Origin of the sequence: Longitalea arenae, assembly GCF_016924755.1 — a bacterium.
GTDB lineage: Bacteria > Bacteroidota > Bacteroidia > Chitinophagales > Chitinophagaceae > Niastella > Niastella arenae.
The window spans coordinates 477,448-502,550 of the sequence record NZ_JAFFJX010000001.1; the positions used below are offsets into that span (position 1 = coordinate 477,448).

Here is a 25,103-nt window from a genome sequence, read left to right on the forward strand (position 1 = left end):
CGCCCGGGAGGCGGGCGCGGTTAAGTGTAAAATTTAAATAGAAAGTAATGAAAGAGATAAAGCAGGATAGCTACCGGGTAACGCCGCGGAAAATGCAGGAGAGTGAGCAGTATAAAAAGGGCCGTGGCGCCCAGCTCAATACCAGGAACCGCTTTCTGAAAGACCAGCAGGTGCAGGAGCACGTGGAAGGAATTGATGACTGGAGCGAAAAACAGGAACCCACTCAGTATATTGAACAGGAAGCTAAAAGCCTGGTGAATAAAGTAACCAGTCCGGATGTAGGCATGTGGTATAGCATGAACCCATATACGGGCTGCGAACATGGCTGCATATATTGTTATGCCCGCAATACGCATGAATACTGGGGTTACAGCGCGGGCCTTGATTTTGAAAGAAAGATCATCGTAAAAACGAATGCGGCGCAGCTCCTGCGCAAGTTCCTGATGAATCCCAAATGGGAATGTGTTCCCATTAGTTTAAGCGGCAATACCGACTGCTACCAGCCGGCTGAACAAAAATACCGCTTAACCAGGTCATTACTGGAAGTGTGCAGGGAATTTAACCAGCCGGTAGGTATCATCAGTAAAAATGGCGGTATGGTGCGGGATATAGATGTTCTTAAAGAAATGGCTAAAAAGAAACTGGTTTCGGTACTGGTTACTATTACCTCATTGAATGAAGACCTTCGACGCGTAATGGAACCGCGGACCACTACCTCCATGCAACGGTTAAGGCTTATTCAGGAACTAAGCCAGGAAGGGATCCCGGTAGGCGTAATGATGGGGCCCATGATACCTGGTCTGAATGAACATGAAATGCAAAGGATCATGAAAGCAGCCAAAGAACATGGCGCTACGTCTACCGCTTATACCTTCGTTCGGCTGAATGGTTCCGTTAAGTTGTTGTTCCATGACTGGCTCTATAAAAATTTTCCTGACCGGGCCGACAAAGTATGGCATATGATAGAGCAAAGCCATAATGGCCAGGTGAATGATTCAAGATGGGGCGTACGGATGCGGGGGGAAGGCGATATTGCGGAGATCATAGCCCAGCAATATCGCAAATACGGTAAATTATATGGCATGAACACCGAAGATCTGGATGTGGATACGACCAGCTTCCGAAGACCAGGTGCTCAGGGAAGGTTATTTGATTGAGGGTTGAGCAGAACCCTGGGTCCCTTTCTTTATAATGACATTTTTAAGTACTTCTCTCGTGCGCACAATAGATTTGCAAAGGCTGGCTATTTCCCGGGCATTGTCCAATAAATTAAGTTTCGCAAGGGACTGTTCCAGTTCCTGAATTTTTCCTCTGTAATAATATTCCATTACTTCCACTGAATCGGCCATAATAGGTTGAAAAGATGCGGGGGCAATCTCCTTTGCCGGTAAAGGATTTGAATGGCTATTGAAGGATTGTTGCTGTCTCATGACATTAAAATTAAAAGTTATAAATGTTCAATTGGGCCGAATGCTCTCTATTGTGACTGGTTTCTCTACTGTTACCTGGAACGGGGGGATTGTTGCTCCAAAGTTCCTTTTTATCGGCCTGGCCGGCAAGCGTTAAAGTACCAAAAGATACAGGTAGTAGCCATCTTTAAATTAAGTAGTTCTACGGATTTTATGGCAGGCATTAACAAATACCTTTAGCCACCCGTTTAACCAAAATATTTATTATGGCAACCAACCTTAAAAAGTCCCTGTTGACTAACCCTTATGCAGTTTTATTTCTATTGGGAGCAATGTTCAGCGGCTCCTGTAAAGAGGACAAAGGAAAGGATCTTGTATGTATCAGCGTACCCGAAGACACGTCTGCCCTTGGCAGAAAAAATCATTTTATTCCGGTGATGAGCATTGACATTTATGAGAAGGATTTCAGGAACACCCGCGACAGTCTTAAAAGATCCTTTCCTGACCTGTTCATACCAGATAGCGAAACATTTAACAAAGCCTCGATCGTTGAGTTTTTTCAAAACCCCAAGGTAGTAGGGCTTAAATTCTATTATGGAATTAAACCTGGTCCTGAAAAGAAAAAAGCTTTGCGATTAATGATAGTAGGTGTTGATTCAGCAGGTAATAATGTATACATCAAGAATAAAAGAGGAGCCCTGGCAGCACAGGCTGATGATGATGATGGTGGTTTGGAATATGGTCAATGCAGTCCGCCCTGTGATGGACTGGAGCCTTAGAGCATGGAAAGATTATTACAAATTCAATGACAGTGATTTCCTCGTACAATGGATAGTACCGTACGTTTCATTTTAAGTTTAAGCATCGGCTTTGCTGTAATAATCGGGATAGTAAGATTTCGAAGGATAGCTCCATCTTACTATCCCTTCATTTATCGCGTAATTGTGGTATTGATCGTTGAAATACTAAACAGGATCCTCACTGAGACCGGGCATCCTGACGCATTCATACTTTTATTGAACATTTTTTCCTACATCGATTTCTTTCTGTTCCTTTGGTTATTTCATAATTGGGGTCTGTTCAACCGGAAGAGATCGACCTTTATTACAATTGCCAGTATTTTTTTCGTAATATGGTTGCTGGAAAATAGCCTGTTAACCGGCTTCTTCAAGCATAATTTATATTTTTTTATCCTATATGCATTCGCACTGATCTTTTTCAGCGTAAGTACATTTAACAAAATGGTGGTGCATGAGCGCAGCAGCATTTTCAGGAATCCTAAGTTTTGGATCAGTTTGGGAATAATCATTTTTTACACGTTCTTTATAGTTGTTGTTACGACCGGCTTATCTCTGTTTATGTATAATGTGAGCAAGGAGTTCAGGCGGGAATTGCAGGGAATAAGTGTTTATTCAAACTTGTTGGTTAATCTTTTGTATGCAGTAGCAGTAATATGGATCCCCAGGAAAAAGAACTTTACCAGTCTGTTTTGATAGTAGTTGGTGTAGTGGGTATAATCCTGATCTACTTTATTATAACCATTATACGCTATCAGCGCCGCAGCCTGAAACTGCATAAGGAAAAGATACAGGCTGAAATTGATACATTGGAGAAAGAACGCCGGCGTATAGCTTCTGATCTGCATGATGAATTAGGCCCCCTCTTATCTGCCGTTAAACTCCAGATCAACAGTCTCAATACTACCGACCCCGATGATGAGGAGATGATCCGCAAATCAAGCACGCACCTGGACAGCATTATTCGCAAAATGCGGGAGATATCGAACAACCTCATGCCCAATACACTGGTACGAAAAGGCCTTCAAAAAGCCATTACCGAGTTTATTGACAATAACCGGGATACGTATGGATTAGAAATAAGATTTATATGTGAGCAGGACATCCACCTCAATCAGCACAAGGAGATCAATATCTACCGTATAATACAGGAAATTCTGCACAACACCATAAAACACGCCCAGGCATCCCTGTTAATTATTAAAATGGTAACGGAGGGCAACCGTCTTTTGCTTATGACGGCCGACAATGGGAAAGGTTTTGATTATTTTGCCAAAGTAAAAGACAATCCGGGCCTTGGACTTCGTAACTTGCAGAGCAGGACCGAGGTAATGGGGGGTGAACTTACCTGTCAGTCTGAGCCAGGAAAAGGTACCACCTATACGATTGAAATTCCACTTTGACCAGAACCAGGTGTTTATATGAAAACATTGGGCAATATAAAGGTTGCTATTGCCGACGATCATGAAATTTTTCGCGACGGATTACGGGCAATGTTGCAGAAGCAACAGGACATTTTATTGGTGGCAGAAGCTGCCAATGGCAAAGAATTGATTGAACAGGTGATATCCCAGGAGCCGGATATTGTGATCAGTGACGTGAAGATGCCTGTTATGGATGGGGCTGCCGCTACCCGCCATCTTACTGAAAATTACCCGCACATAGGCATTATCGCCCTCACCATGTTCGATGAAGAAGATCTGATCATTGATATGCTCGAAGCCGGCGCCCGCGGTTACCTGTTAAAGAACGCCGATAAGAATGAGATCGTAGAAGCGATCAAGTCGGTGTATCAGCAACAGCCTTATTATTGCCGCCATACCTCTAACAAGCTGGCGCAAATGGTTGCCAAAAGCAAGTTCAATCCCTACAAGCAAAAACAGAAACCAGAGTTCAACGAACGCGAGATCGACATCATTGCCGATATATGTAATGGGCTCACCAGCAAACAGATTGCCGAAAAGATCTTCCTGAGTGTACGTACCGTGGAGGGGTTACGGTTAAAGATCATGGAAAAAATGGAAGTGAAGAATACCGCCGGAATCATCATCTATGCTATAAAAAATAACCTGTACAAGCCGGGCAATATATAAGCTTCCGGCTATAATAACCGTATTGATCAGCGCATCTTTGTCATTCCAATGGATCTCCCATGTATAACCGAAAATGACCCTGCGGTTACCGGCGGTGAAAAAATAATTTTAAAAAACTTTCCAAATTATTTGGTGTAATTGAAAAATTATTAACACCTTTGCATAAACAAATCAACAAACATGAATCGCAAACATAAAAATACAGAGGCACAATACGGTTGGAGTCCGGTGGGTGACTTTACTGTTTGCGGGGCGTGTTACGCTGAAGAATAAGTTGGATCAACTAATTCAATATAACACAGGCCCCGCAAGGAATTGCGGGGTTTTTTGTTTGCCGGCTGTTTAAAAAAACAACAGCGAAAGGCGAGTAATGCCCTGAAGGGATGGGTATGTAATGTTCAGATGCGTATAGGAGTTAGTTAATGCAATTACAAAAAATTTCTAAAAGCGTTTTTATGCAATTTATTGATACAAACATCTAAATCATTATAAAGAATTGATGCCGATACCGATGTTATACATACGACGAATGAAGATGGATAGTTCAAGACAATTTATCCAATGGAATACGTGTGCGAATGCGGAAGCAGTGGTATGCATTGATGGCGGTAGTGATAAGAAAGATATACGAATACGACCAGGTTGTGTTTAAGCGAAACTGTAATAACAGGTATCGAATAAAGAGCCCGGTCGACAAAAACGACCGGGCTTTTTTATTGGCCTTGCAAGAGGCTGAAAGTGTCATAATCATAAAACTTCAACCATGAAGAAAAAGGAAGGTAGATGATGAAATTATTAATGAGTGTATTTGTGATCAGGTTCATTGCTGCTTTATTCGACAATAAAGCGAAAGCGAATAGAAAGAACCTGCCAAAACAGGATGATCAAAGGGAAGCGCGGCATCCGGCAGCATTTCAGATTCGATAAAAATGATCAAAAAAGATACGAGGTTCAAAAAGGAGGGAAATAAGCGTCCGCCGGCGGGCGGATGCTTTTCCAAAAACATTCATTGACCATTAAACCTATGTACAGTCAGACCTTATGAAAACGGTAGCGGCGGTCATAACCGCTACCACATATAGGAGTATTCCGGTTGGTCGGATACCCCGTTTGGATCGGGGAGGCTCCAGGTTCGAGTCCTGGCTCCTATACAAAAGCAGTACAAGCGTTGATGGTTGCGTGCCTGACTTCCAATCAGGAGGACGGAGTTCGAATCTCTGGTGCTGCTCTCTATGGTTAGTTGGTGTAAAGGTTAACATCCCGGATTGTCGATCCGAAGATATGGGTTCGATTCCTTACTAACCGCAAAAAATGTTGAGTGGTGTAATGGTTAAGCATATCAGTCTTTGACACTGATGGTGTTGGTTCAAACCCAGCCTCAACAACAAATGGTGGCTGTAGCTTATTGGTAAAGTGTTCTACTGTGAATGGAAAGAACAGGGTTCGAATCCCGCAGCTCACCCGGTAATGGCTTATAGTTCAATGGAAGAACACTGTGCTACGAACGCAGGGACAGAGGTTCGACTCCTCTTAAGCCAGCAATAAATGGTCTGTTCGCCTAGTTGGTCAGGGCACTGGTCTTTCGAACCAGGTGCATGAGTTCGAGCCTCATACAGACTACCAGGTGCTTTGGCAGAGATGGTTCTACTGCATCCCGTTGAAGCCGGGATCATCGTGGTTCGATTCCACGGGGCACCACGCACAATACGGACTTAATGTAATGGCAGCATGTTAGTCTCCAAAACTGAGAGTCTTCGTTCGAGCCGGAGAGTCCGGCAAAAGAACAAGTTTGGTTTGAGCCAAAATTAAATTAAAAACTAAATCAACAGAATGGAGGTAAGCCATGGAACAGCGTCATTGGAGGCGGCTGGATGGTACTATGATCAAAAGACCCATTGAAGACGAAGTAAGAGCCGTACTGGTTCGCGAGAAGGAGATGGGCCACACGCTGAAAGTGTGTATTGGTACTGATAGCCAGGTTAAGGGTAAAGAAACAGAATTCGCTACGGTAATTGTGTTCATTCGCAAAGGAAAAGGTGGTTTCATGTATATACACAACGAAACCAGCCGGCAAAAGATGAACATTAAACAACGTATGCTGATGGAGGTTTCAAAAAGTATTGAGACAGCGTATGCACTGTGTCGCCTGTTTACTATTTATAATGTTGACATGGAAGTGCATGCCGACATCAATACCAACCCGAACTTCAAAAGTAATGATGCATTGAAAGAAGCCATGGGTTATATCATGGGAATGGGATTTGAGTTCAAAGCCAAACCACATGCCTTCGCAAGTTCATGTTGTGCGAATAAGGTGGTTCAGTAAATACAGGAATAAAAAATATTTATCACAGCTTTTAAAGCTTTAAAAATTAGTCATGAAGAAAGTATTAAGGTTCAGTAATTATTCAATATCTGAAACGGCGTGGAAACAGCGTAGTCAATTTCCCGCCGAAGTATTTCATGGTAAAATATTACTGACATGGCTAAAATGCAAAGGCATGAAAGAGCGCAGGCGCTCTTATTAAAGCAAGAAAGCGAACAAAAAATAAACGAAGTATTGCGCTTTTCGAAAAAGCGGTTTAAAAAATTCGAGGAGATCATTGAACTGTTATACACGGGTGAAGACCTTAGCCGGTTTTCTAATTCAGACGTGCGAATGCGTCGAGCAAACAGGAACCGGACAAAAAGTTACTGAAAAAAGCGCTTATATACCTTGACCGGTATTTGTTCAATCATTCAAAAACCGGAGAACTGATAGATTATGTGCGGGAAATGAAAAGAACAAATGCCGGTTACAATCTTAAGGGAAGAACATTACAATCGTTGCTGAAACAAAGTGATGAATGGCATAAGAGATCATCTTACTCCGGCGGGTTACAATATTGGCGCCCATGCGGTATTGAAGGGTACCGGTTTGAGAAGGAAGAGGGAGATATTGTCGTTGAGGAGCTGATATCTACAAAGGAGTTAATGAAAGAAGGGAGAACAATGAAACATTGTGTTGCTTCTTATGCGTATTTGTGTGTAAAGGGAAGAACAGCTATTTATTCATTCAGGAGATATACCACTGAACAAATGCAGGAAACATTGGCAACTATCGAAGTCAATATCGCAGCACAAAAAATTGTTCAGGCAAAAGGAAAGATGAATAAGCCGGTATCAAACGAAGTAAGGAAATGTATGGAGTTATGGGCCAAAAAGCGGCAGTTGTCGATAGGAGCTTATTTGTAAGCAAAGAAGATTAATTCTTATTAAAAATAAGAAAGAAAGAGCTTCCCCAACGGGAAGACTGGTATACACCTTTTGTAAACAAACCAGGTCTGTGTTTCAAAGAAGCACTACAGTGCAGACGTAGTAACTATCTGTATGCTGTTGTTGCAATGGGATATGCCAGCCATCAAATCTGTCGGCAGGGGTTCGATTCCCTTTCCCGCTCTGAAACGGGATAGTTCAGTGGCAGAATGACAGTATTTATCAATGTAGGTTCGAATCCTACATCCTTCAAAGCGAGGATTGGCGGAATGGTAAACGCAAAGCACTGAGGATGCTTAATTCAGGAAGTACACCGCTTCCCTAAAAATGGTGATTGCAACGTAAAGCCGGGTTATTGACCAGCGGTTCCGCCTTTGGCGCAACTGCAATCGGGTAAATGCCTTGCAGGTGATCAGGCATTGGTAGGGTTTATGCCACTTCGCTCAAAGAACTGTTTGTTGAAGATGCTACAACAAATATTACGATGAAGAACTGGCGTAACGAGCACTAATAAAAGTTACTTCCGCAATTACCGGGTGGAAAATAAGACCGGCTTTATTTAATTAACCCTTAAAAAAGTACCAATGAAAAATATTCGTGTAAACGCCTACCAGGTTGCGCTTGTGTTTAAACGCGGCGTATACCAGCGTATGCTGAAAGAAGGAAATTACTGGTTCTGGAAAAATGAAACAGTACATATTTACAATATAACGCAGCCATTCGTTGCGCCTGTTGAGCTGAACATCCTGTTGCAGGACCCTGCCCTGGCAGATGCCCTGCATGTAGTAGAGGTGAAGGACAATGAGATCGTTTTGCAGTACGAAAATGGATTACTGAAACAGGTATTGACTGCAGGCCGCTACACTTTCTGGAAAAGTCTGATGCAGTATGATTTCGTTCGGGCCGACATCAGTAAGATCGAGATCACTGAAAATATCGATCGTGCTGCTTTGCAGCATAAACTGGTGGCGCCTTATGTACGCTGCTTTAACATCGAGAACAACGAGCAGGGCGTATTGTATGTTGATGGTAAGTATGTGCAGACCCTGCAGGCGGGGGTCTATTTCTGGTGGAAAAATGGGATTGCTATTTTGATCAATAAACTGGATATGCGTCAGCAGCAGGCAGAAATAAACGGTCAGGAAATTCTGACCAAAGACAAAGCGGCGCTGCGCATAAATGCCTGGGCACAGTATAAGGTAACCGATATAGAAAAGGCCATGTTGCAGAACAAGGACTTCAGTTACCAGCTGTACATGATATTTCAGCTGGCGTTGCGCGAATATGTGGGCGCACTGCCATTTGACGAACTGTTGGAGAAGAAAGAAAGCATTACTCCTTTCATTCTGGAAACTGTAAAGGCAAGTACAGAAGCGCTGGGTGTGGAAGTAAGTGGCTTTGGTATCCGCGACATCATACTGCCTGGCGACGTGAAGGAGATCATGAACCAGGTATTGATCGCAGAAAAGAAGGCGCAGGCCAATATCATCATGCGGCGCGAAGAAACAGCCAGCACCCGGAGCCTGTTGAACACTGCCAAGCTGATGGAAGAAAATGCGATGCTGTGGAAATTGAAGGAAATGGAATACGTGGAAAAGATCGCCGATAAGATCAGTAATATCAGTGTGAACGGCAATGGTGTATTGATCGATCAGCTGAAGCAGATCCTGGTATCGCAGAAATAAAACAGCCTTTTTACAGACGCCCGACATAGATCTGTACATCAGTTAGGTACAGCAGTATCAGAAGTTGTATAGCCTTGAGAAGAAAGCAGTCCCCGGTTCGCGGGGCTGCTTTTATTTCCCTTCGATCAAACCGATAAGCTCAACCCAAAAGCATTAATGTATGGTGACACAAGTAGTTAATAAAATTGAGATAGAGCTGAAACAAACATTTGATGAATTATTCAAATGGTTTAACATTGATAATGAGCTTTTACATTATGCACCCGACAACACCGGATGGAGCATTCGTAAAATTCTGGAACATGTTTCACTGACAAACCATTATCTGTTAATGTTGATCAGAAAGGGAACAAAAAAAGCGTTGGAAAGATCAAAAAAACAAGAATTTTCAGGCATGTTGGCGGGCTATGACCTTGATTGGGAACGATTAAAACCAATCGGCCAGCACAGATCGTTTGCCTGGAGCCGGCCGGGTCATACGGAACCACGGGGCAGAATGCCGGTTGCCAAAATACGGTACGAGCTGGAACAACAATTGAAGCAATGCTGTATGCTTCTATCAACATTGCAGCATGGTGAAGGGGTGCTGCATAAAACTATGATGAGTGTAAATAATTTGGGTAAGATAGACGTTTACCATTATATATACTTTGTGGTTCAACATGCCAAAAGGCATATTACACAGATGGAAGCGGTTGAAATTGAGTTTAATCTTGGCGTAAGCTAATAAAACAAATTATGGCGAAGTTAAAAATATCAGGAAAAGAGTTACGGGCAATCGGTTATCCTGAAGGACCGGTGATAAGCATTGCCATGAACGTAATGGAGAAGAACTATAAGCATGAGAAAAAGGAGGATGTGATGGATCTATTGAGAAAAATATTAAGCGCTCCGGTAGAGTATGAGAACGATGCGGTATTGGGTTTAATAGCACAACAACTTATACCAAAGAAAATAGACGAACCGGGCGAAGTTATAGAATTGAATACAACAGGTATCCCATTTAATGTATTTGGCGGTGAGTTTATTGAAGAAGGCGCAATGCATCAGATGCAACAGGCGGCCCGTTTACCTATCAGCGTGGCCGGGGCATTAATGCCCGATGCGCATGCGGGCTATGGCCTGCCGATCGGTGGGGTACTGGCAACAGAAAATGCGGTAATACCTTATGGCGTTGGTGTTGATATCGGATGCCGTATGTGTTTAAGCGTATTCCCCATCAATCCCAAAGAATTGGTGCAAAGGGAACATTTCTTTACACGTGAGTTAAATGAAGCTACACTGTTTGGTAGCGGAGCTGTTTTTGAAGAAGCCGCCGATCATGAAGTAATGGAGCGGAAAGAATTTGATGAGCTGCCCTTGCTGAAAGGATTGCAAACAAGGGCCTGGAAGCAACTGGGATCGAGCGGATCTGGAAACCACTTTGCAGAATTTGGATTGGTTGAAGTAGCTGAGAAAGATGGCGTACTGGGCATCGATGCCGGATTGTACATTGGTTTATTAACCCATTCCGGTTCAAGGGCCTTAGGGGCCAATATCGCGAATCATTATACTAAGCTCGCAAGAGAAATGAGGCGATTGCCCGGTGACGCCGCCAACCTGGCCTGGCTGCAATTAGACGAACCGGAAGGCATTGAATACTGGATGGCTATGAACCTGGCCGGTGATTATGCATCTGCCTGTCATCATGTAATTCATAACAAGATTGCAAAGGCGATTGGTGAGAGGCCCATAACCATGGTTGAAAATCACCACAATTTTGCATGGAAGGAAATGATGGTGGATAATGATGGAAAAGTGAAGGAACTGATCGTTCACCGGAAAGGCGCCACCCCGGCAGGAAAAGATGTGCTGGGTATCATACCCGGATCCATGACCGCTCCCGGCTTTATTGTAAAAGGTAAAGGACAGGCGGCATCTGTTTCGTCTGCATCCCATGGCGCCGGTCGTAAAATGAGCCGTACCAAAGCTTTGAATTCCATTACACATAAAGAGCTGAAAGAACAGCTGCAGCGGGCAGGGGTGAAATTGCTGGGAGGCGGGCTGGATGAAGCACCACATGCCTACAAGGATATTGAGGTGGTGATGAAAAGCCAGTCGGCCCTGATTGATATAGTGGGTAAGTTCTCACCAAAGATTGTAAAAATGGATGGAACAGAACCAAAGAAATGGAAAATAAAAAACCAGGTGGACGGTGAATAATGATACATGTCCGAAGTAGCAGTACTTCGGCATTGTCATTTTATAACTCATCAAGTGTTCGATAATTTCTCGAAAACATAAGAAAGCGGGCTTTGCTCCAGGATCACGCGGTGCGATTGCCCGTTTTCTTCTTTCCATTTCACCAGCCGGATATTATCACCCTCAATTTCAATACCCGTAATATCTCCATCGGCAAAACAGCAGCAACCGGTATTGAAGTAGGAAGGGATCACCATCGTTTTGTGAAATTGCTTTCCGGCATATTCAGCTTTTCTTTTCTCAAGTTCTGCCTCTATGTTTTGAATGGCTGTAGTGTCTTTTTCCGTCCTTGCTTTTTCGAGTTGTTTGGTAAGCCGTTCTATATGGTCTAAGGAAGCAAATACCGGTTTATGAGTGTGGCCTGAAATGAACAGCAGGTCTTTTTGTGTAGCGCTCCATTCATACATCATGATATTGTGTTTATCAACAAGCTCAAAGGAGTCGGAGGTTGAGTTGACGCTGATCTCCAAAAAGCGTTGTAAAGGTGTCCAGATAGCAGCAACAAACCAGGTGCTGAAGGCATTGCCATCGCTTTTTTGATCGCCCTGATGGCCATGGGTACATAAAATAGAATACAGTCGGTTATTATAGGTAGTTGTAAGTAACAGCCCTTCATACACCACAAGCTTGTCACCAAAAACGGGTTTCAGATAACGGTTACGGGGAATGTCGAATTTCCATTGCAGGTCGTGGTTGCCAAAGACCCGGTAATATTTGTCCGCTTGCAAAAAGCGTAATTCAGCCTTAAAACCTGCCATGTTCTTTTCCATGACGATCTCAGGTTTGTTTTCCCATAGTTCTTCGCAATCACCCAGGTTAATAAGATGGAAAGCGTTGTTATAATAATAGTCAAGCGCATTCAGATAATTTTTTTCCGCCAGGCGATGATCATCGGCCCAGTCACCGGCGCCTTTGTGTTCATCAGATAGAATGATGAACCGGCCGCTGGAAAGGTCGAAGGGAACAATGATGCCGCAGCTCGATTTTTTATTCCTGATATTTTTAAGAAGCGCTGTTAATGAGGCAAATATCTTATCCTTTTGAGGTGACGTGGAAAGCCGTTCCGCCAGCCAGGTAACAGGTCTCTTGAATAAACGTTGCAACAGTTTTTTCATGCCCGAAAATCAGGTTTTTTTCAATTGCCTGAAATGTATTACTTTAGTAAGATAGCAATTCACAGTCATTTATAGATCAATACGGGTTAATAGTTTACCCAGGCAATATTAAAATGAGCCTGGTCCTCTCCGGAATCCTGCCCTGCTATTTCAAACAGGCAGTTTCGCCTAAATACAGGATTGCCTGCGAACAAAACATATGCAGCAATGAAACAACAACTTTCGTTTGCGACTCCCACCAATTTGCAACGCTGGTTCTGGGTATTATTGGCCATCAACTGCTTTTTTATTATCGCCTCCAAATGGTATATGCAGCCCCTCGCTACGAACGAAATAGTTCGCTTTGAACTGGCCAAGGAGCTTTCGGTGGCAGAAAGGATCATTCAGGAATGGGAAACACATGGTAAACTGAACCATGCCATCATTGGCATTTATATCGACTTTCTGTTTATTGTTCTATATACTTCGGGTTTGTCAGTGGCCTGTATTTATTTTGGCCGCTTAAGCGGCCATGAGATATTAATGCGGACTGGCAAGTTTTTTACCTACCTGTTAATAGTTGCAGGCATTTGTGATGTTGTTGAAAATATTGCCATGTTAAAAAGTTTGCAGGGAACAGCTACGCACTGGTCGGTATTGCTGGCTTACGACATGGCCACCACAAAATTTTCCATAGTGATCCTGTCGGTGTTGTATATAGCGGTTTGCGGGGTGTTCAGATTGCTACGGAAAATAACGTTATGACGTAACAATATTATACCTTGATATAGATCTTCTTCTTGTCCATTACATAAACGATCATCCAGTAAAAGGCGATCATACAAATGGCATAAAGCAAGGAACCATTTTTCAGGTTTGGCGAAATGGGTTTGCAAATGTGTTGGTAGAACCAGGGCAATGCACTGGTATACACTTTTTTTCCTTCCTCATCAATATGGTCAACCCAGCGAAAAAGTGCAATGACCCGTGGCAAAAATCCGCTTAGGAAGAATATAAAGAGGGCATTTTTTCCGAATACATCAAAAAAGCGGCTCCAGGCGCCTTTCGCTTCTTTAAACTCGATCAGGAATATACATAACGAAAGTACCAGGATGGCCAGCCCGGTCGTGTACAATACGTAGGAGCTTGTCCATATTTTTTTATTGATAGGGAAAACCATATCCCACACCAGGCCGGTAAAGATCAGTAAGCAACCGGCTACAAAGAGGTGCGACAGCATTTCGAAATTCTTTCCCTTTTGTTGAATATAAAAGCCCACGAAATAACCGAAGATGACCTGCACAATGGCCGTGAGCGTACTGGTAATTCCTTCCGGATCAAATGCCAAGCCTTCGCCACGATACATATGCGCATCGCCGAGAATGCTTTTGTCTACCTGCAGGCCAAAGTAACCGTTCAGGCTGTATGGGTCGGCCGGATTTCCGAAAAGCAAACAAAGCATCCAGTATGCCAGTAGGAGTACAACGGCAGCGACAAAAGCGCCTCGTATTTTAAAGAAGTAAATGATCAGGGAGGCGAAGAAATAACTTAAGGCAATACGTTGCAGTACTCCCATTATGCGGATGCCGATAATGTTATTGTTTGCATCTGTATATTCCCATGCTTTAAACACTAATTGCTCATCGTGCCACCGCACAAAGGGCGACCAGTTCAGAAAGAACCCAATGAGAAATATCAACAGGGTGCGGGTGATCACTTTTTTAAGGAAGGCCGCCGTTCCTGCTTCTTGTAACCGGGGCATTACAAATGCCAGGGCATTGCCGACAGCAAACAAAAAGAAAGGAAAAACCAGGTCGGTAGGGGTGCAACCATGCCAGGGCGCATGTGCCAGCGGTGCATAAAGGTTCGACCAGCTGCCGGGGTTATTTACCAGTATCATGAAAGCAACCGTAGCGCCCCGGAAAACATCAAGGGAATAGAAGCGTTTCTGCAATGAATTACATTTAAAAGGAAAGATAAGGAACCTGTTAACAGTAAACAATAGCTTGCCGGCAAAGCGGGCATTTCTGTAGCTGTAAACGGTGGGCGGTTTTCTGCAACAGGTGTTGGTCTTCGTGAACTACAATATTTAATCTTTTATAGGCGTTTTTTGGCATGAAAATATGAGTAAGCAGGGCTCGCAAACAGGAGATTTCCCTTGGTTAAAATTCCTTTGCAGATAATGCTTAACTGACGGAAATAACCGGTTTTCTGCGGTTTATTACTTATTTATTAGGTTAATAAATAATACCTGCTTTTACAGCTGTTGAAAAACTGTTTATTGAAATGATTAATTTACCTTGCGGCATTTGCTAGCAGGCAGGGTTAAAAAGTGTAGGGTTCCCGCTTTAATGTGGTTTTTCAATTATTGATAAATGATTGGGACTGAGAAAAAGGCATTTTTAGTTGAAAAATAAGGGTTTAAGTTTTTTTGCACATGTTTATACACATTAAAAAACACCTATATTTGCACCCGTTCAGGTAGCATTTGCAGGCTTTTGCCAATGGAAGTACCGAATGGTTAAAACTTCCATGCTTTAGAATAAAAACATGGAAAGAATTCCTGTGGACGAGCTAATTGTTACGCTAAATATATTTGAAAGTGGAAGGGTATAAAGAGTACTTCATCGAAGTGGCTCATTATGCCCTTTATTTTTGTGCCTACTGATGAGTTGATATGGTTTAAGTGGCTTTTAACCAATCAGTTATGGAAAAAGATTCTGTGACTGACGAGGCGAAGCTATGCACAGTTCCGGCGCTGTGTTTGCACCTTTTTCTTATCTAATTTCAATCACGTTTGCTTTTTTTTAGACCTGGTCTTTTAGTGCTTTATGGCTACAGCAACATCAAAAAAATGGTTTGCCATTTATACCCGGCCCCGCTGGGAGAAAAAGGTGCATAAGCTTTTGGAGGAAAAAGGCATTGAAAGTTATTGCCCGCTGAATAAGGTGCATCGCAAGTGGAGTGATCGCATCAAACTGGTTGATGAGCCGCTGTTCAAATCCTATGTGTTTGTAAAAGTGAATGAAGATGAAAAAACGCAGGTGCGTATGACAAGTGGCGTGGTGAACTTTATTTACTGGTTAGGAAAGCCGGCCATTATTAAAGAAAAGGAAATTCTGACGATTAAGAAATTTCTGAATGAGCATCACGATGTGGAGGTGCGTCCTGTTGATATCAAAGCCGGTAAAAAGGTAATGGTGCAAAGTGGAATTTTAATGGGTAAGGAAGGCACTGTTAAAAAGGTGTTGCACAAAACAGTAGAAGTTGTAATTGAAAGTATTGGGTTTGTTCTTTCGGCTTATATTGATAAATCAAAAATTGTAGTTCTTGAAAAATAGACCATTACCTAACCTCAATTCAATATGAAATACCTCCAGCTTGTAATATTTTCTTTTTGCGTTATAATGATCGCTACTTCTTGTAGTAACGTAAAGAACTTTCAATATTTGCAGGGATCTTTTGATACGGCACGCATAAGCAAAGTGCAGGTGCCTGAACCTGTAATACAAAAGGGTGATTTGCTCAACATTACTGTGTACAGTGATGACCCGTTGGCGACAGCGGCGGTAACCCGACAGGTTGGCGGAAGTGCTTCTCCGTTAACACTTTCGGCTGAAAGTAGTCCAAGTAATATATCAGCTAATGCGGCCGCTGGCTATCTCGTTGATCAAAAAGGCGATCTGCAGTTATATAAACTGGAAAGACTGCATGTAGAAGGAATGACCAAAGAGCAACTGGCCGATACGCTTGAATACTATTATACGAAGTTAGATCTGCTGAAGAACCCTTATGTGGAAGTTCGCTTTTTGAACTATAAAATTACGGTCATCGGGGAGGTTACCAGGCCTGGTCCGTTTACAGTTCCTACGGATAAGATCAGCGCATTTGAAGCAATCGGCCTTGCAGGCGACATTACCATTTCCGGGCGAAGGGATAATGTGCTTGTGATAAGGGAAATCAATGGTGTTCGAACCTTTGGCCGGCTCAATCTACAAGACCCTAATGTGTTTTTGTCTCCCTATTATTATCTGCAACAAAATGATATGGTGGTGGTAGAGCCCGGAAAGATCAAGGCAGCGGTGAACAATCAGAATACATTTCAATATGTATCATTGGGTGCTACCTTACTATCTATCACCGCAGTATTTATAAGCCTCTTTAGAAGATAACCTATGGCAGAAGAAATAAAATCGAATTTTCGACCTAAGCAGGCAATTAGCCCGCGAGAAATTATTTTCCGGTATATACGGTATTTGCCCTGGATAGTGATTTCTATTTCCCTGGCATTGGTGGGAGCTTATATAAAGCTGCGCTATTCAACACCTGTCTACAGCGTAGCCAGTAAACTTCTTGTAACCAGCCAGGCACCGTATGGTGGCAGAGATAAGTTTGATGACATTTTCAGCATGCAGGCGGCTAACAACAAGCTGAACGATGAAATAGAGATCATAAAGTCGCGGAGTATGGCCATGCGGGTAATACGTTCACTGGGTTTGCAGAAACAGGTTTATAATCAGGGAAAGATCCGCTCTTCGGTAGTTCATTCAGGAGACGTACCATTCAATTTCGATATTTTATCGCAAGTAGATTCAAGCAATGGATTTAATGTGCTGGTGACGTTCATTGGAAACAACCAGTTCCTGTTGGATGAAAAACCGCAAAAACACTACTTTGGTGAAACTATCACCTTCCCTACCTTCAGTTTTCGGATCACGCCGAACGGAAAAGATTACCGCACATTTGCAAGCCATGACTTTCTGGTGAGTTGGCAACCGGCTGAAAATCTGGCGCCCGGTTTAAGCGGCGGCATTAATGTGGTTCGTACAAATGAGATCACCAATGTTTTGAACCTGGCTTATGTAACAGAAAACCCAAAACAGGGTGTTGATATCGTAAACCAGTATATGAAAGAGTATCAGCAGGCCAGTCTTGAAGATAAAAAGCAGATTGCCGCCCAAACACTTTCGTTTATTGATGAACAACTCGATACGGTGTTCCAGGAATTAGGCGGAGTAGAAAAGAACTTACAGAAGTATCGGGAAAAGAATAAAGTAATTAAACCCGAAGTACAGGCCCAGCTGACGTTAAATGAGTCTTCAGAAAATTCAAAAGAGCAGGCTACGCTGGGGGTGAAGTTGAAAGTGATCGATTATTTGATTAATTACCTATCTGACAGTAAGAACCAGTTTAACATCATTCCTTCCACCTTGGGAATAGAGGAGCCAACGCTTTTACAACAAACGGCTCAATTCAACAAACTTCAGCTGGAAAGGGAAACTGCGTTAAAGAATGCAGGCCCCAATAACCCGCGCATCCTCACGATGGACGCCACTATTCAGAAGCTGCGGCTGGATATGGTTGAGACACTGAAGAATGTGAAGCAAACGCAGTCATTGATCATGGAGCAGTTGTCTGGCAAAAACCAGGAAACCAACCGGGTGATCACCTCCATTCCGTCAAAAGAAAAGCAAATGCTGGAGGTCACCCGCCAGCAAAGCATTTTACAGGAACTGTATCAGTACCTGCTGCAAAAAAAGCTGGAAACAGCCATTGCTTCTGCTTCAACGATCTCTAATATCAAGGTTATTGAATCGGCTATACAATCAGGAGTTCCAATAAGCCCGAATAAAAAAGCGATATACATCATCGCCCTTTTCATTGGCATTGCCATTCCTGTAGGCATTATATTTATTCGCGAATATCTTGACGACAAAGTGAAAAGTAAACATGATGTGCAGCAGAATACCGATGCCCCTATATTAGGCGAAATTGGCCATGCCGACCACGCCAATGCACTGGTGGTGACGCGTAACAACCGTAAAGTGATCGCAGAGCAATTCCGTATCGTGCGTTCTAACCTGCAATACATTTTACCAAAAGTTGACAAACCAGTATTGATCGTTACTTCTTCCTTCAGCGGAGAAGGGAAATCTTTTATCAGTACTAACCTCGGGGCTGTGCTGGCTTTGTCGGGCAAACGCACGGCCATCCTGGAATTTGACATCCGCAAGCCTAAAATTTTAAAAGGACTGGGGCTACATGAGCGAAAAGGCATTACCAATTATATAGTAGGCAGCCTGGATTTGGAGGAAGTGATCCATCCGGTTCCTGATACGGATAATTTATTTGTAATTCCGTGCGGACCGGTACCGCCTAATCCGGCCGAAATGTTGTTAAACGAAAAAGTGGACCAGTTGTTCACCGAGCTTAAAAAACGGTTCGATGCTATCATTATTGATACGGCGCCTGTTGGCCTGGTGAGTGATGCAATTACCCTTGGGCGTTATGCTGATTCTTCAGTATACATAGTGCGCCATGGCTATACAATAAAAAAGCAGATCCAGTTGATCGATGAACTGTACCGGAATAATAAACTTCCTCATTTGTCTATTATTATAAACGACATTCATACGCAGGGCGGATATGGTGGATACTATGGATATGGCGGCTACGGTTATGGTTATGGGTATGGATTTGGATTGAATGATGCCAATGGAGGTTATTTTGAGAACGGAGAATCGAAAACAAGTGGCTGGCGCAAGTGGCTGGGCGGAAAAAAGACTAAAAAAGCCAAGGGTTAACATGTTAATGACCCCATTGACTGCATTATAAAAAAATGGCATTGATCCGGTTTGCAATTATTGGTTGTGGAAGAATAGCACAGCGCCATGCTGAGCAGATCTGCAAAAGGGGCAAACTGGTAGCTGTTTGTGATGTTATTCATGAAAAAGCAAGCAGCATGGCCGAAATGTATGGCGCACGTGCCTACTATAACATAACGGACCTGCTTTTTAAGGAAAGCAACCTTGATATAATAGTTGTATGTACACCCAACGGGTTGCATGCACAGCATTCCATCCAGTCATTGCAGGCGGGTTTTCACGTTTTGTGTGAAAAGCCGATGGCGTTGCATGCAAAGGATGCAGCGGAAATGATAGCTGTGGCCAGGAAGAGTGGCCGGCAATTGTTTGTTGTAAAGCAGAACAGGTACAATCCACCGGTGGTTGCTGTTAAAAAGGCACTGGATGAGAATCGATTGGGAAAGGTGTTCAGCCTGCAATTGAACTGTTTCTGGAACCGGGATGCTTCTTATTATAAAAATTCCTGGAAAGGTACCCGGGAACTGGATGGCGGCACACTGTATACACAATTTAGTCATTTCATTGACCTGCTTTACTGGATGATTGGAGATATTAAAGAGGTGCATGCTGTTTTGGCGAATTATGCGCACCAGCAGATCATTGAATTTGAGGATACCGGTTCGGTATTGCTTCAGTTTGAGAATGGCGCTACAGGTACGATGAATTATACGGTGAACAGCTATAGTAAGAATATGGAAGGATCGCTTACGTTGTTTGCCGAGAAAGGAACTGTAAAGATCGGTGGGCAATACCTGAATGAGTTGGAATACCAGGATATCAAGGACTATCGTATTGATAACCTACCTGCAGGTAATATAGCCAATAACTATGGCACTTATGTAGGCTCAATGAGTAACCATGACAAGGTGTATGATAATGTACTGGACGTGTTACATGATCGTGCACCAATAACCACTCCGGCCGAAGAAGGCCTGAAAACTGTTGAAATAATAGAAAGGATATACCAGACAGCTACCCGTTTATGAATGAACCCGTTTTATTAAGAGCTCAATTGAGAGACGTTACCTTCGGCGCCAATGTGAAGGTAGTGGAACCGGTAAATTTATATGGATGCACGCTGAGCGATGATAGCTTTGTGGGGCCCTTTACGGAAATTCAACAAAACGTACTTATCGGGAAAAGAACACGGATACAATCTCATAGCTTTATTTGCGAAGGCGTAACAATCGGTGACGATTGCTTTATTGGCCACGGCGTTATGTTCATTAACGATCTGTTTAAGGAAGGGAGACCGGCAGGCGATAGGGCAAAATGGAAAACCACACATATTGAGAACCATGTTTCCATTGGTTCGAATGCGACCATACTGCCGGTGTTTATTTGTGAAGGAACTGTAATTGGAGCAGGAGCAGTTGTGACCAGGGACCTCACCAAAAAAGGGATTTATGCCGGCAACCCGGCGCGGCTGGTGCGTATACTATAATATTTAAGCAATTAAGATAATCTGATCAGAGTAAATGAGTAAGACTGCGAGTAATACCCCCCCTGAGCATTTTGATATTGTGCTGCAACCCCAAACCAGCTTTTTCAAGCTCAACCTGGCGGAAGTATGGCGATACCGGGATCTTATGTGGTTATTTGTACGCCGCGATTTTGTAGCTCAATACAAACAAACGATCCTGGGGCCTGTATGGCATGTAATTCAACCCCTGCTTACAACCTTAATGTTCCTTTTTCTGTTTGGAAAGGTGGCAAACATTCCTACAGATGGAATTGAACCAGTCTTATTCTACATGTCGGGAATAACCATCTGGAATTATTTCTCTGCCTGCCTTACTAATACCTCCAATACTTTTATCAGTAATGCTGCGATATTTGGAAAGGTATATTTTCCACGCCTGGTTATACCGCTTTCGGTTGTGATCTCGAATATTGTGCGTTTTGGAATTCAATTCGGCCTGTTGCTGGTATTTATGATCGTTTACGCTTTTAAAGGTGTTCCAATACATTTTAATTTATACTGGCTTTGTATTCCGATACTTGTTTTTGTAATGGCAGGAATCGGCCTGGGGCTGGGCATCATCATATCATCGCTTACTACGAAATATCGCGACCTATCCTTTTTACTCACTTTTGCGGTGCAATTGGGTATGTATATAACTCCGGTTGCCTATCCGCTCTCTTACCTGGAAAAGACAAAGTACAAGTGGCTGATCGATATTAATCCCCTGACATCTATAACCGAAGCATTCCGTTTTTGCCTGTTTGGTAAAGGCACTATTGAAATGCAGGGCGTTCTTTACAGTCTGGTATTTATGGTGCTTGTAATAGGTGTGGGTACGCTGGTATTCAACAGGGTGGAAAAGAACTTTATGGATACAGTTTAAATAAATGCGCACATGAGTGATATTGTAATAAAAGTAGAGGGGCTTTCGAAACAATACCGGTTGGGGCAGATCGGGACTGGCTCTTTAGCGCATGATATTAACCGGTTATGGTATAAGCTGCGAGGCAAGGAAGATCCATATTTAAAAGTAGGTGAGGAGAACGACCGTACCAAAAAAGCTGAAAGCGATTATGTATGGGCGTTGAGGGATGTTAATTTTGACATTAAACAAGGTGAAGTAGTAGGTATTATTGGCCGGAATGGTGCTGGTAAGTCCTCCCTGCTTAAAATATTAAGCCGCACAACCTCGCCTACAACCGGTCAAGTGAAATTAAAAGGTAGGATCGCCAGTTTACTGGAAGTGGGAACCGGTTTTCATCCCGAGTTATCAGGGCGGGAAAATATTTTCCTGAATGGTGCTATACTCGGCATGACGAAGTCGGAGATAAAAAGCAAATTTGATGAAATAGTTGCCTTTAGCGGAGTTGAAAGGTATATCGATACCCCTGTAAAAAGATATAGCAGTGGTATGTATGTGCGGCTGGCATTTGCAGTGGCTGCGCATTTGCAATCTGAAATTTTGATTGTTGATGAAGTGTTAGCGGTAGGGGATGCTGAGTTTCAGAAGAAATGTTTGGGCAAAATGAAAGATGTGAGTACCCAGCAGGGACGTACCGTGCTCTTTGTGAGTCATAACATGGGAGCTGTTCGGGGCTTATGCACCATGGGCATATTGATGCAACATGGTAAAGTAGAGCAACAGGGGCCAGTAAACAATGTAATTGCCAAATACCTCATAAATCCGTCTGCAGTATTTAATAATATTCTCAAGGATCCGAATGATAGTATAGTTATTGAAAGTGTTGCGTTCAAGAACTCGGCTGGAGAAAGCACACAGAATTATAAAATAGGTGATGATCTGATCCTGGAAATAAATTACTTCGCAAAAGATCGTTTTGAGCAACCCTATTTCTGGATCGGTGTGGAAAGCCAGTTTGGTTCTTTGTTCGGAGCCAACATGCTGATAGATGGCAAAAGGCCGGCAGAAGTGAACGGAAAAGGAACGATCGCATGCCGATTTAAAAATCTGCCTTTAATGCCACAAACATATTCCGTATGGATAGGTGCCAGAGCCAGTGATGGCAGGACGGGGCTTACCAAAGCGAAGGAGGTTGGGTTCTTCAATATTGTTAGCAACATCCAGGATCTGTCTGCCGCTGAAAGTGACCATGCTGAAATTCTTGCTAACGATTCTACGCCGGTGATCATAAACTATGAATGGCAAATGCCAGACGGCAAAACAATTCCAGTAAACTTATTTAATTAAATATTTAAAATGTTGAATAACAAATCGGTTCTGATAACCGGGGGTACGGGGTCATTCGGAAAAGCTTTCGTAAAGACCGTTCTGGAACGTTACCCCAATATCAAAAGGCTTGTTATATTTTCCAGGGATGAGCAGAAGCAATTCCAAATGGCACAGGAATATCCCCATGACAAATATCCTATGATCAGGTTTTTCATCGGGGATGTAAGGGATTTTGAAAGGGTGAAGCGAGCGCTTAATGGCATTGATATAGTTGTGCATGCAGCAGCTATGAAGCATGTGCCCATTGCCGAATACAACCCAAACGAGTGTATTCGCACCAATATTACAGGTGCTGAGAACATAATACATGCGTCGCTGGAATGCGGTGTAGAAAATGTGGTAGCCCTTTCAACAGATAAGGCGGCGGCCCCTATCAATTTGTACGGCGCGACTAAACTGGTATCTGATAAATTATTTATTGCAGCGAATAATATTCGCGGAAATCATAACATTAAATTCTCAGTTGTTCGATACGGAAATGTAATGGGTTCTAACGGTTCAGTTATTCCGTTTTTCCTGAATAAGAAAAAAACAGGCATATTACCTATTACCGACCCTGAAATGACGCGATTTAATATCTCATTGAAAGAAGGTGTGCAAATGGTGTTATTCGCATTGGAAAATGCCTGGGGTGGCGAGCTGTTTGTTCCAAAGATACCTTCCTATAGTATTATGGAAGTGGCGAAAGCAATAGGGCCGAACTGTGAGCATAAACATATTGGTGTAAGACCCGGTGAAAAGGTGCATGAAGAAATGATCACTGCTTCTGACTCATTGTTTACCTACGATATTGGCAAATATTACGTCATACTTCCTTTTACACACGACTGGTCGTTGGAAGAATACATTAAAAAGTTTAATGCTGTGAAAGTACCTGTAGGATTCAGGTATAATTCAGGTGAGAATACGGAGTGGCTTACTGCTGCCCAATTGAGATCATTAATTGTTGAACACGTTGATTCAAACTTTGTAGCATCATGAAGCCAATTCCTTACGGACGGCAGCACATAACAGAAAGTGATATTGAAGCGGTTATCACCACACTGACGTCGGATTTTTTAACCCAGGGGCCAACAATCGAGGAATTTGAAAAGGCATTCGCAAAATATATAGGCTGTCAATATGCAGTCGCGGTAAGCAATGGAACAGCGGCATTACACCTGGCTGCCATGGCTATGCAGGCAGGTGAAAATACGAACGTGATCACTTCGCCTATCACTTTTGCGGCATCGGCAAATTGCGTTAGGTATTGCGGCGGTAATGTGTTTTTTGCAGACATCGACGCCAATACGTTTTGTTTAGACATAGAGAAAGTGGAAGCGCTGATCCAGTCAAAACCGAAAGGTTTTTTCCATGGAATAATACCGGTTGACCTGGCCGGCTACCCGGTAAACCTCGAATCATTCAGGCAATTGGCCGATCAGCATGGATTATGGATCATTGAAGATTCCTGTCATGCGCCGGGTGGATACATCGTTGATTCAAAGGGTACGAAACAATATTGTGGCAATGGGATATACAGTGATCTTGCCATATTCTCTTTTCATCCGGTAAAACATATTGCCTGTGGTGAAGGAGGCATGATCACTACCAATAATGAAGCATTGTACAAAAAATTACTGCTTCTTCGCACACATGGTATTACAAAAGATGCTTCGCTCATGCATGAAAATCATGGCGGCTGGTATTATGAAATGCAGGAGTTGGGTTACAATTACCGTTTGACCGATTTTCAGGCAGCCCTTGGCCTCTCACAATTAAAAAGGGCTAACGAAGGACTTGAAAAAAGAAGATCCATCGCCTCCGTATACAATGAAGCGTTTAAGAACCGGTCCTTTATTAAAGGCCAATCAGGCGTAGTGGAAGGGCATGCCTATCATTTATATGTGATACGGACGGCAAAGAGAAAAGAGTTATATGATTTTCTCCGCGCAAGGAATATTTTCTGCCAGGTGCATTACATACCGGTACATACGCTCCCATACTATCAATCGCTGGGTTGGAAAAAAGGTGCATTCCCTGAAGCCGAGCAGTACTATCAGGAATGTTTGAGCTTACCCATGTATCCTACATTAAAGCCGGAAGAGCAGGAATTCGTAATCAACAGCGTAATTGAGTTTCATAAATAAGTACGTGTACACTGCCTTGAAAGATAGTAACCAAATACGT

Annotated in this window: 24 protein-coding genes and 7 tRNA genes; 28 read left to right on the top strand and 3 right to left on the bottom strand. The window is 43.0% G+C overall.

The genetic code is table 11. The features are described 5' to 3' along the window. The first annotated feature begins 47 nt into the window (after window positions 1–47). Window positions 48–1,157: a PA0069 family radical SAM protein gene (locus JT717_RS02115; RefSeq protein ID WP_240347778.1), complete on the top strand. Its 1,110-nt coding sequence runs from the start codon at window positions 48–50 to the stop codon at window positions 1,155–1,157. Here the strand turns inward: JT717_RS02115 and JT717_RS02120 are convergent. After that, complete coding sequence (locus JT717_RS02120; RefSeq protein ID WP_205508534.1) at window positions 1,146–1,430, bottom strand: hypothetical protein; 285 nt, start codon at window positions 1,428–1,430, stop codon at window positions 1,146–1,148. The genes JT717_RS02115 and JT717_RS02120 overlap by 12 nt on opposite strands. A gap of 245 nt (window positions 1,431–1,675) precedes the next feature. On the opposite strand from JT717_RS02120, the gene JT717_RS02125 reads away from it, so the two are divergent. The 17 genes from JT717_RS02125 to JT717_RS02205 all read left to right on the top strand — a co-directional run bounded on the left by JT717_RS02125 (window position 1,676) and on the right by JT717_RS02205 (window position 11,441). Further along, window positions 1,676–2,188 carry a hypothetical protein gene (locus tag JT717_RS02125; protein WP_205508535.1) on the top strand — a complete coding sequence of 171 codons (513 nt, stop codon included), beginning with the start codon at window positions 1,676–1,678 and terminating at the stop codon, window positions 2,186–2,188. A 674-nt stretch (window positions 2,189–2,862) separates the two neighbouring features. Next, window positions 2,863–3,609 (top strand): sensor histidine kinase, encoded by a 747-nt coding sequence (locus JT717_RS02130; RefSeq protein ID WP_205508536.1) that lies wholly within the window; start codon window positions 2,863–2,865, stop codon window positions 3,607–3,609. Between the two features lie 18 nt (window positions 3,610–3,627). Next, window positions 3,628–4,299: a response regulator transcription factor gene (locus JT717_RS02135; RefSeq protein WP_205508537.1), complete on the top strand. Its 672-nt coding sequence runs from the start codon at window positions 3,628–3,630 to the stop codon at window positions 4,297–4,299. A 783-nt stretch (window positions 4,300–5,082) separates the two neighbouring features. Then, the gene (locus JT717_RS02140) at window positions 5,083–5,226 is read left to right on the top strand and encodes a hypothetical protein (RefSeq protein WP_205508538.1); all 144 of its coding nucleotides are present in this window, start codon (window positions 5,083–5,085) and stop codon (window positions 5,224–5,226) included. 151 nt (window positions 5,227–5,377) lie between these two features. Further along, window positions 5,378–5,450: transfer RNA gene (locus JT717_RS02145), tRNA-Pro, on the top strand. A gap of 5 nt (window positions 5,451–5,455) precedes the next feature. Then, a tRNA-Gly gene (locus tag JT717_RS02150) sits at window positions 5,456–5,527 on the top strand. Between the two features lie 6 nt (window positions 5,528–5,533). Then, window positions 5,534–5,604, top strand: a tRNA-Asp gene (locus JT717_RS02155). Window positions 5,605–5,611: 7 nt separating this feature from the next. Beyond that, window positions 5,612–5,684, top strand: a tRNA-Gln gene (locus JT717_RS02160). Window positions 5,685–5,767: 83 nt separating this feature from the next. Continuing rightward, a tRNA-Arg gene (locus tag JT717_RS02165) sits at window positions 5,768–5,838 on the top strand. Window positions 5,839–5,846: 8 nt separating this feature from the next. Beyond that, a tRNA-Glu gene (locus tag JT717_RS02170) sits at window positions 5,847–5,922 on the top strand. After that, a tRNA-Phe gene (locus JT717_RS02175) sits at window positions 5,923–5,997 on the top strand. A 145-nt stretch (window positions 5,998–6,142) separates the two neighbouring features. Then, a complete protein-coding gene (locus JT717_RS02180; protein WP_205508539.1) occupies window positions 6,143–6,625 on the top strand; it encodes a ribonuclease H-like YkuK family protein in 483 nt (160 codons plus the stop codon). A 156-nt stretch (window positions 6,626–6,781) separates the two neighbouring features. Beyond that, a complete protein-coding gene (locus JT717_RS02185) occupies window positions 6,782–6,997 on the top strand; it encodes a hypothetical protein (RefSeq protein WP_205508540.1) in 216 nt (71 codons plus the stop codon). A gap of 77 nt (window positions 6,998–7,074) precedes the next feature. Next, window positions 7,075–7,533, top strand: a complete 459-nt coding sequence (locus tag JT717_RS02190) for a PcfJ domain-containing protein (protein WP_205508541.1) — start codon at window positions 7,075–7,077, stop codon at window positions 7,531–7,533. A 605-nt stretch (window positions 7,534–8,138) separates the two neighbouring features. Then, window positions 8,139–9,239, top strand: coding sequence for a slipin family protein (locus tag JT717_RS02195; RefSeq protein ID WP_205508542.1), 1,101 nt, complete (start codon window positions 8,139–8,141; stop codon window positions 9,237–9,239). 160 nt (window positions 9,240–9,399) lie between these two features. Then, window positions 9,400–9,966, top strand: a complete 567-nt coding sequence (locus tag JT717_RS02200; protein WP_205508543.1) for a DinB family protein — start codon at window positions 9,400–9,402, stop codon at window positions 9,964–9,966. Between the two features lie 11 nt (window positions 9,967–9,977). Continuing rightward, complete coding sequence (locus JT717_RS02205; RefSeq protein ID WP_205508544.1) at window positions 9,978–11,441, top strand: RtcB family protein; 1,464 nt, start codon at window positions 9,978–9,980, stop codon at window positions 11,439–11,441. A 50-nt stretch (window positions 11,442–11,491) separates the two neighbouring features. Here the strand turns inward: JT717_RS02205 and JT717_RS02210 are convergent, their stop codons facing one another. Next, complete coding sequence (locus tag JT717_RS02210; protein ID WP_205508545.1) at window positions 11,492–12,595, bottom strand: metallophosphoesterase; 1,104 nt, start codon at window positions 12,593–12,595, stop codon at window positions 11,492–11,494. A 207-nt stretch (window positions 12,596–12,802) separates the two neighbouring features. Here JT717_RS02210 and JT717_RS02215 point away from each other — a divergent pair, with 207 nt between their 5' ends. Continuing rightward, window positions 12,803–13,339: a hypothetical protein gene (locus tag JT717_RS02215; protein WP_205508546.1), complete on the top strand. Its 537-nt coding sequence runs from the start codon at window positions 12,803–12,805 to the stop codon at window positions 13,337–13,339. 10 nt (window positions 13,340–13,349) lie between these two features. Here the strand turns inward: JT717_RS02215 and JT717_RS02220 are convergent, their stop codons facing one another. Further along, window positions 13,350–14,528: an acyltransferase family protein gene (locus JT717_RS02220; RefSeq protein WP_205508547.1), complete on the bottom strand. Its 1,179-nt coding sequence runs from the start codon at window positions 14,526–14,528 to the stop codon at window positions 13,350–13,352. A gap of 877 nt (window positions 14,529–15,405) precedes the next feature. On the opposite strand from JT717_RS02220, the gene JT717_RS02225 reads away from it, so the two are divergent. Genes JT717_RS02225 through pseC form a run of 9 tightly spaced genes read left to right on the top strand, consistent with a single transcriptional unit; the run spans window position 15,406 to window position 25,063 of the window. After that, complete coding sequence (locus JT717_RS02225) at window positions 15,406–15,915, top strand: UpxY family transcription antiterminator (protein ID WP_205508548.1); 510 nt, start codon at window positions 15,406–15,408, stop codon at window positions 15,913–15,915. A 24-nt stretch (window positions 15,916–15,939) separates the two neighbouring features. Beyond that, a complete protein-coding gene (locus JT717_RS02230) occupies window positions 15,940–16,746 on the top strand; it encodes a polysaccharide biosynthesis/export family protein (RefSeq protein ID WP_205508549.1) in 807 nt (268 codons plus the stop codon). A 3-nt stretch (window positions 16,747–16,749) separates the two neighbouring features. After that, window positions 16,750–19,158, top strand: a complete 2,409-nt coding sequence (locus JT717_RS02235; protein WP_369411677.1) for a GumC family protein — start codon at window positions 16,750–16,752, stop codon at window positions 19,156–19,158. Between the two features lie 35 nt (window positions 19,159–19,193). Continuing rightward, the gene (locus JT717_RS02240) at window positions 19,194–20,204 is read left to right on the top strand and encodes a Gfo/Idh/MocA family protein (RefSeq protein ID WP_205508551.1); all 1,011 of its coding nucleotides are present in this window, start codon (window positions 19,194–19,196) and stop codon (window positions 20,202–20,204) included. Next, on the top strand, window positions 20,201–20,662 hold the full coding sequence (locus JT717_RS28540) for an acyltransferase (RefSeq protein ID WP_205508552.1): 462 nt from the start codon (window positions 20,201–20,203) through the stop codon (window positions 20,660–20,662). The genes JT717_RS02240 and JT717_RS28540 overlap by 4 nt, the downstream gene beginning before the upstream one ends. A gap of 34 nt (window positions 20,663–20,696) precedes the next feature. Further along, window positions 20,697–21,566 carry an ABC transporter permease gene (locus JT717_RS02250; protein ID WP_205508553.1) on the top strand — a complete coding sequence of 290 codons (870 nt, stop codon included), beginning with the start codon at window positions 20,697–20,699 and terminating at the stop codon, window positions 21,564–21,566. 12 nt (window positions 21,567–21,578) lie between these two features. After that, the gene (locus JT717_RS02255; protein ID WP_205508554.1) at window positions 21,579–22,892 is read left to right on the top strand and encodes an ABC transporter ATP-binding protein; all 1,314 of its coding nucleotides are present in this window, start codon (window positions 21,579–21,581) and stop codon (window positions 22,890–22,892) included. A 9-nt stretch (window positions 22,893–22,901) separates the two neighbouring features. After that, window positions 22,902–23,915 carry a UDP-N-acetylglucosamine 4,6-dehydratase (inverting) gene (gene pseB / locus JT717_RS02260; RefSeq protein WP_205508555.1) on the top strand — a complete coding sequence of 338 codons (1,014 nt, stop codon included), beginning with the start codon at window positions 22,902–22,904 and terminating at the stop codon, window positions 23,913–23,915. Then, window positions 23,912–25,063 (top strand): UDP-4-amino-4,6-dideoxy-N-acetyl-beta-L-altrosamine transaminase, encoded by a 1,152-nt coding sequence (gene pseC / locus JT717_RS02265; protein WP_205508556.1) that lies wholly within the window; start codon window positions 23,912–23,914, stop codon window positions 25,061–25,063. Before pseB ends, pseC begins: the two co-directional genes overlap by 4 nt. Window positions 25,064–25,103: the final 40 nt, after the last annotated feature.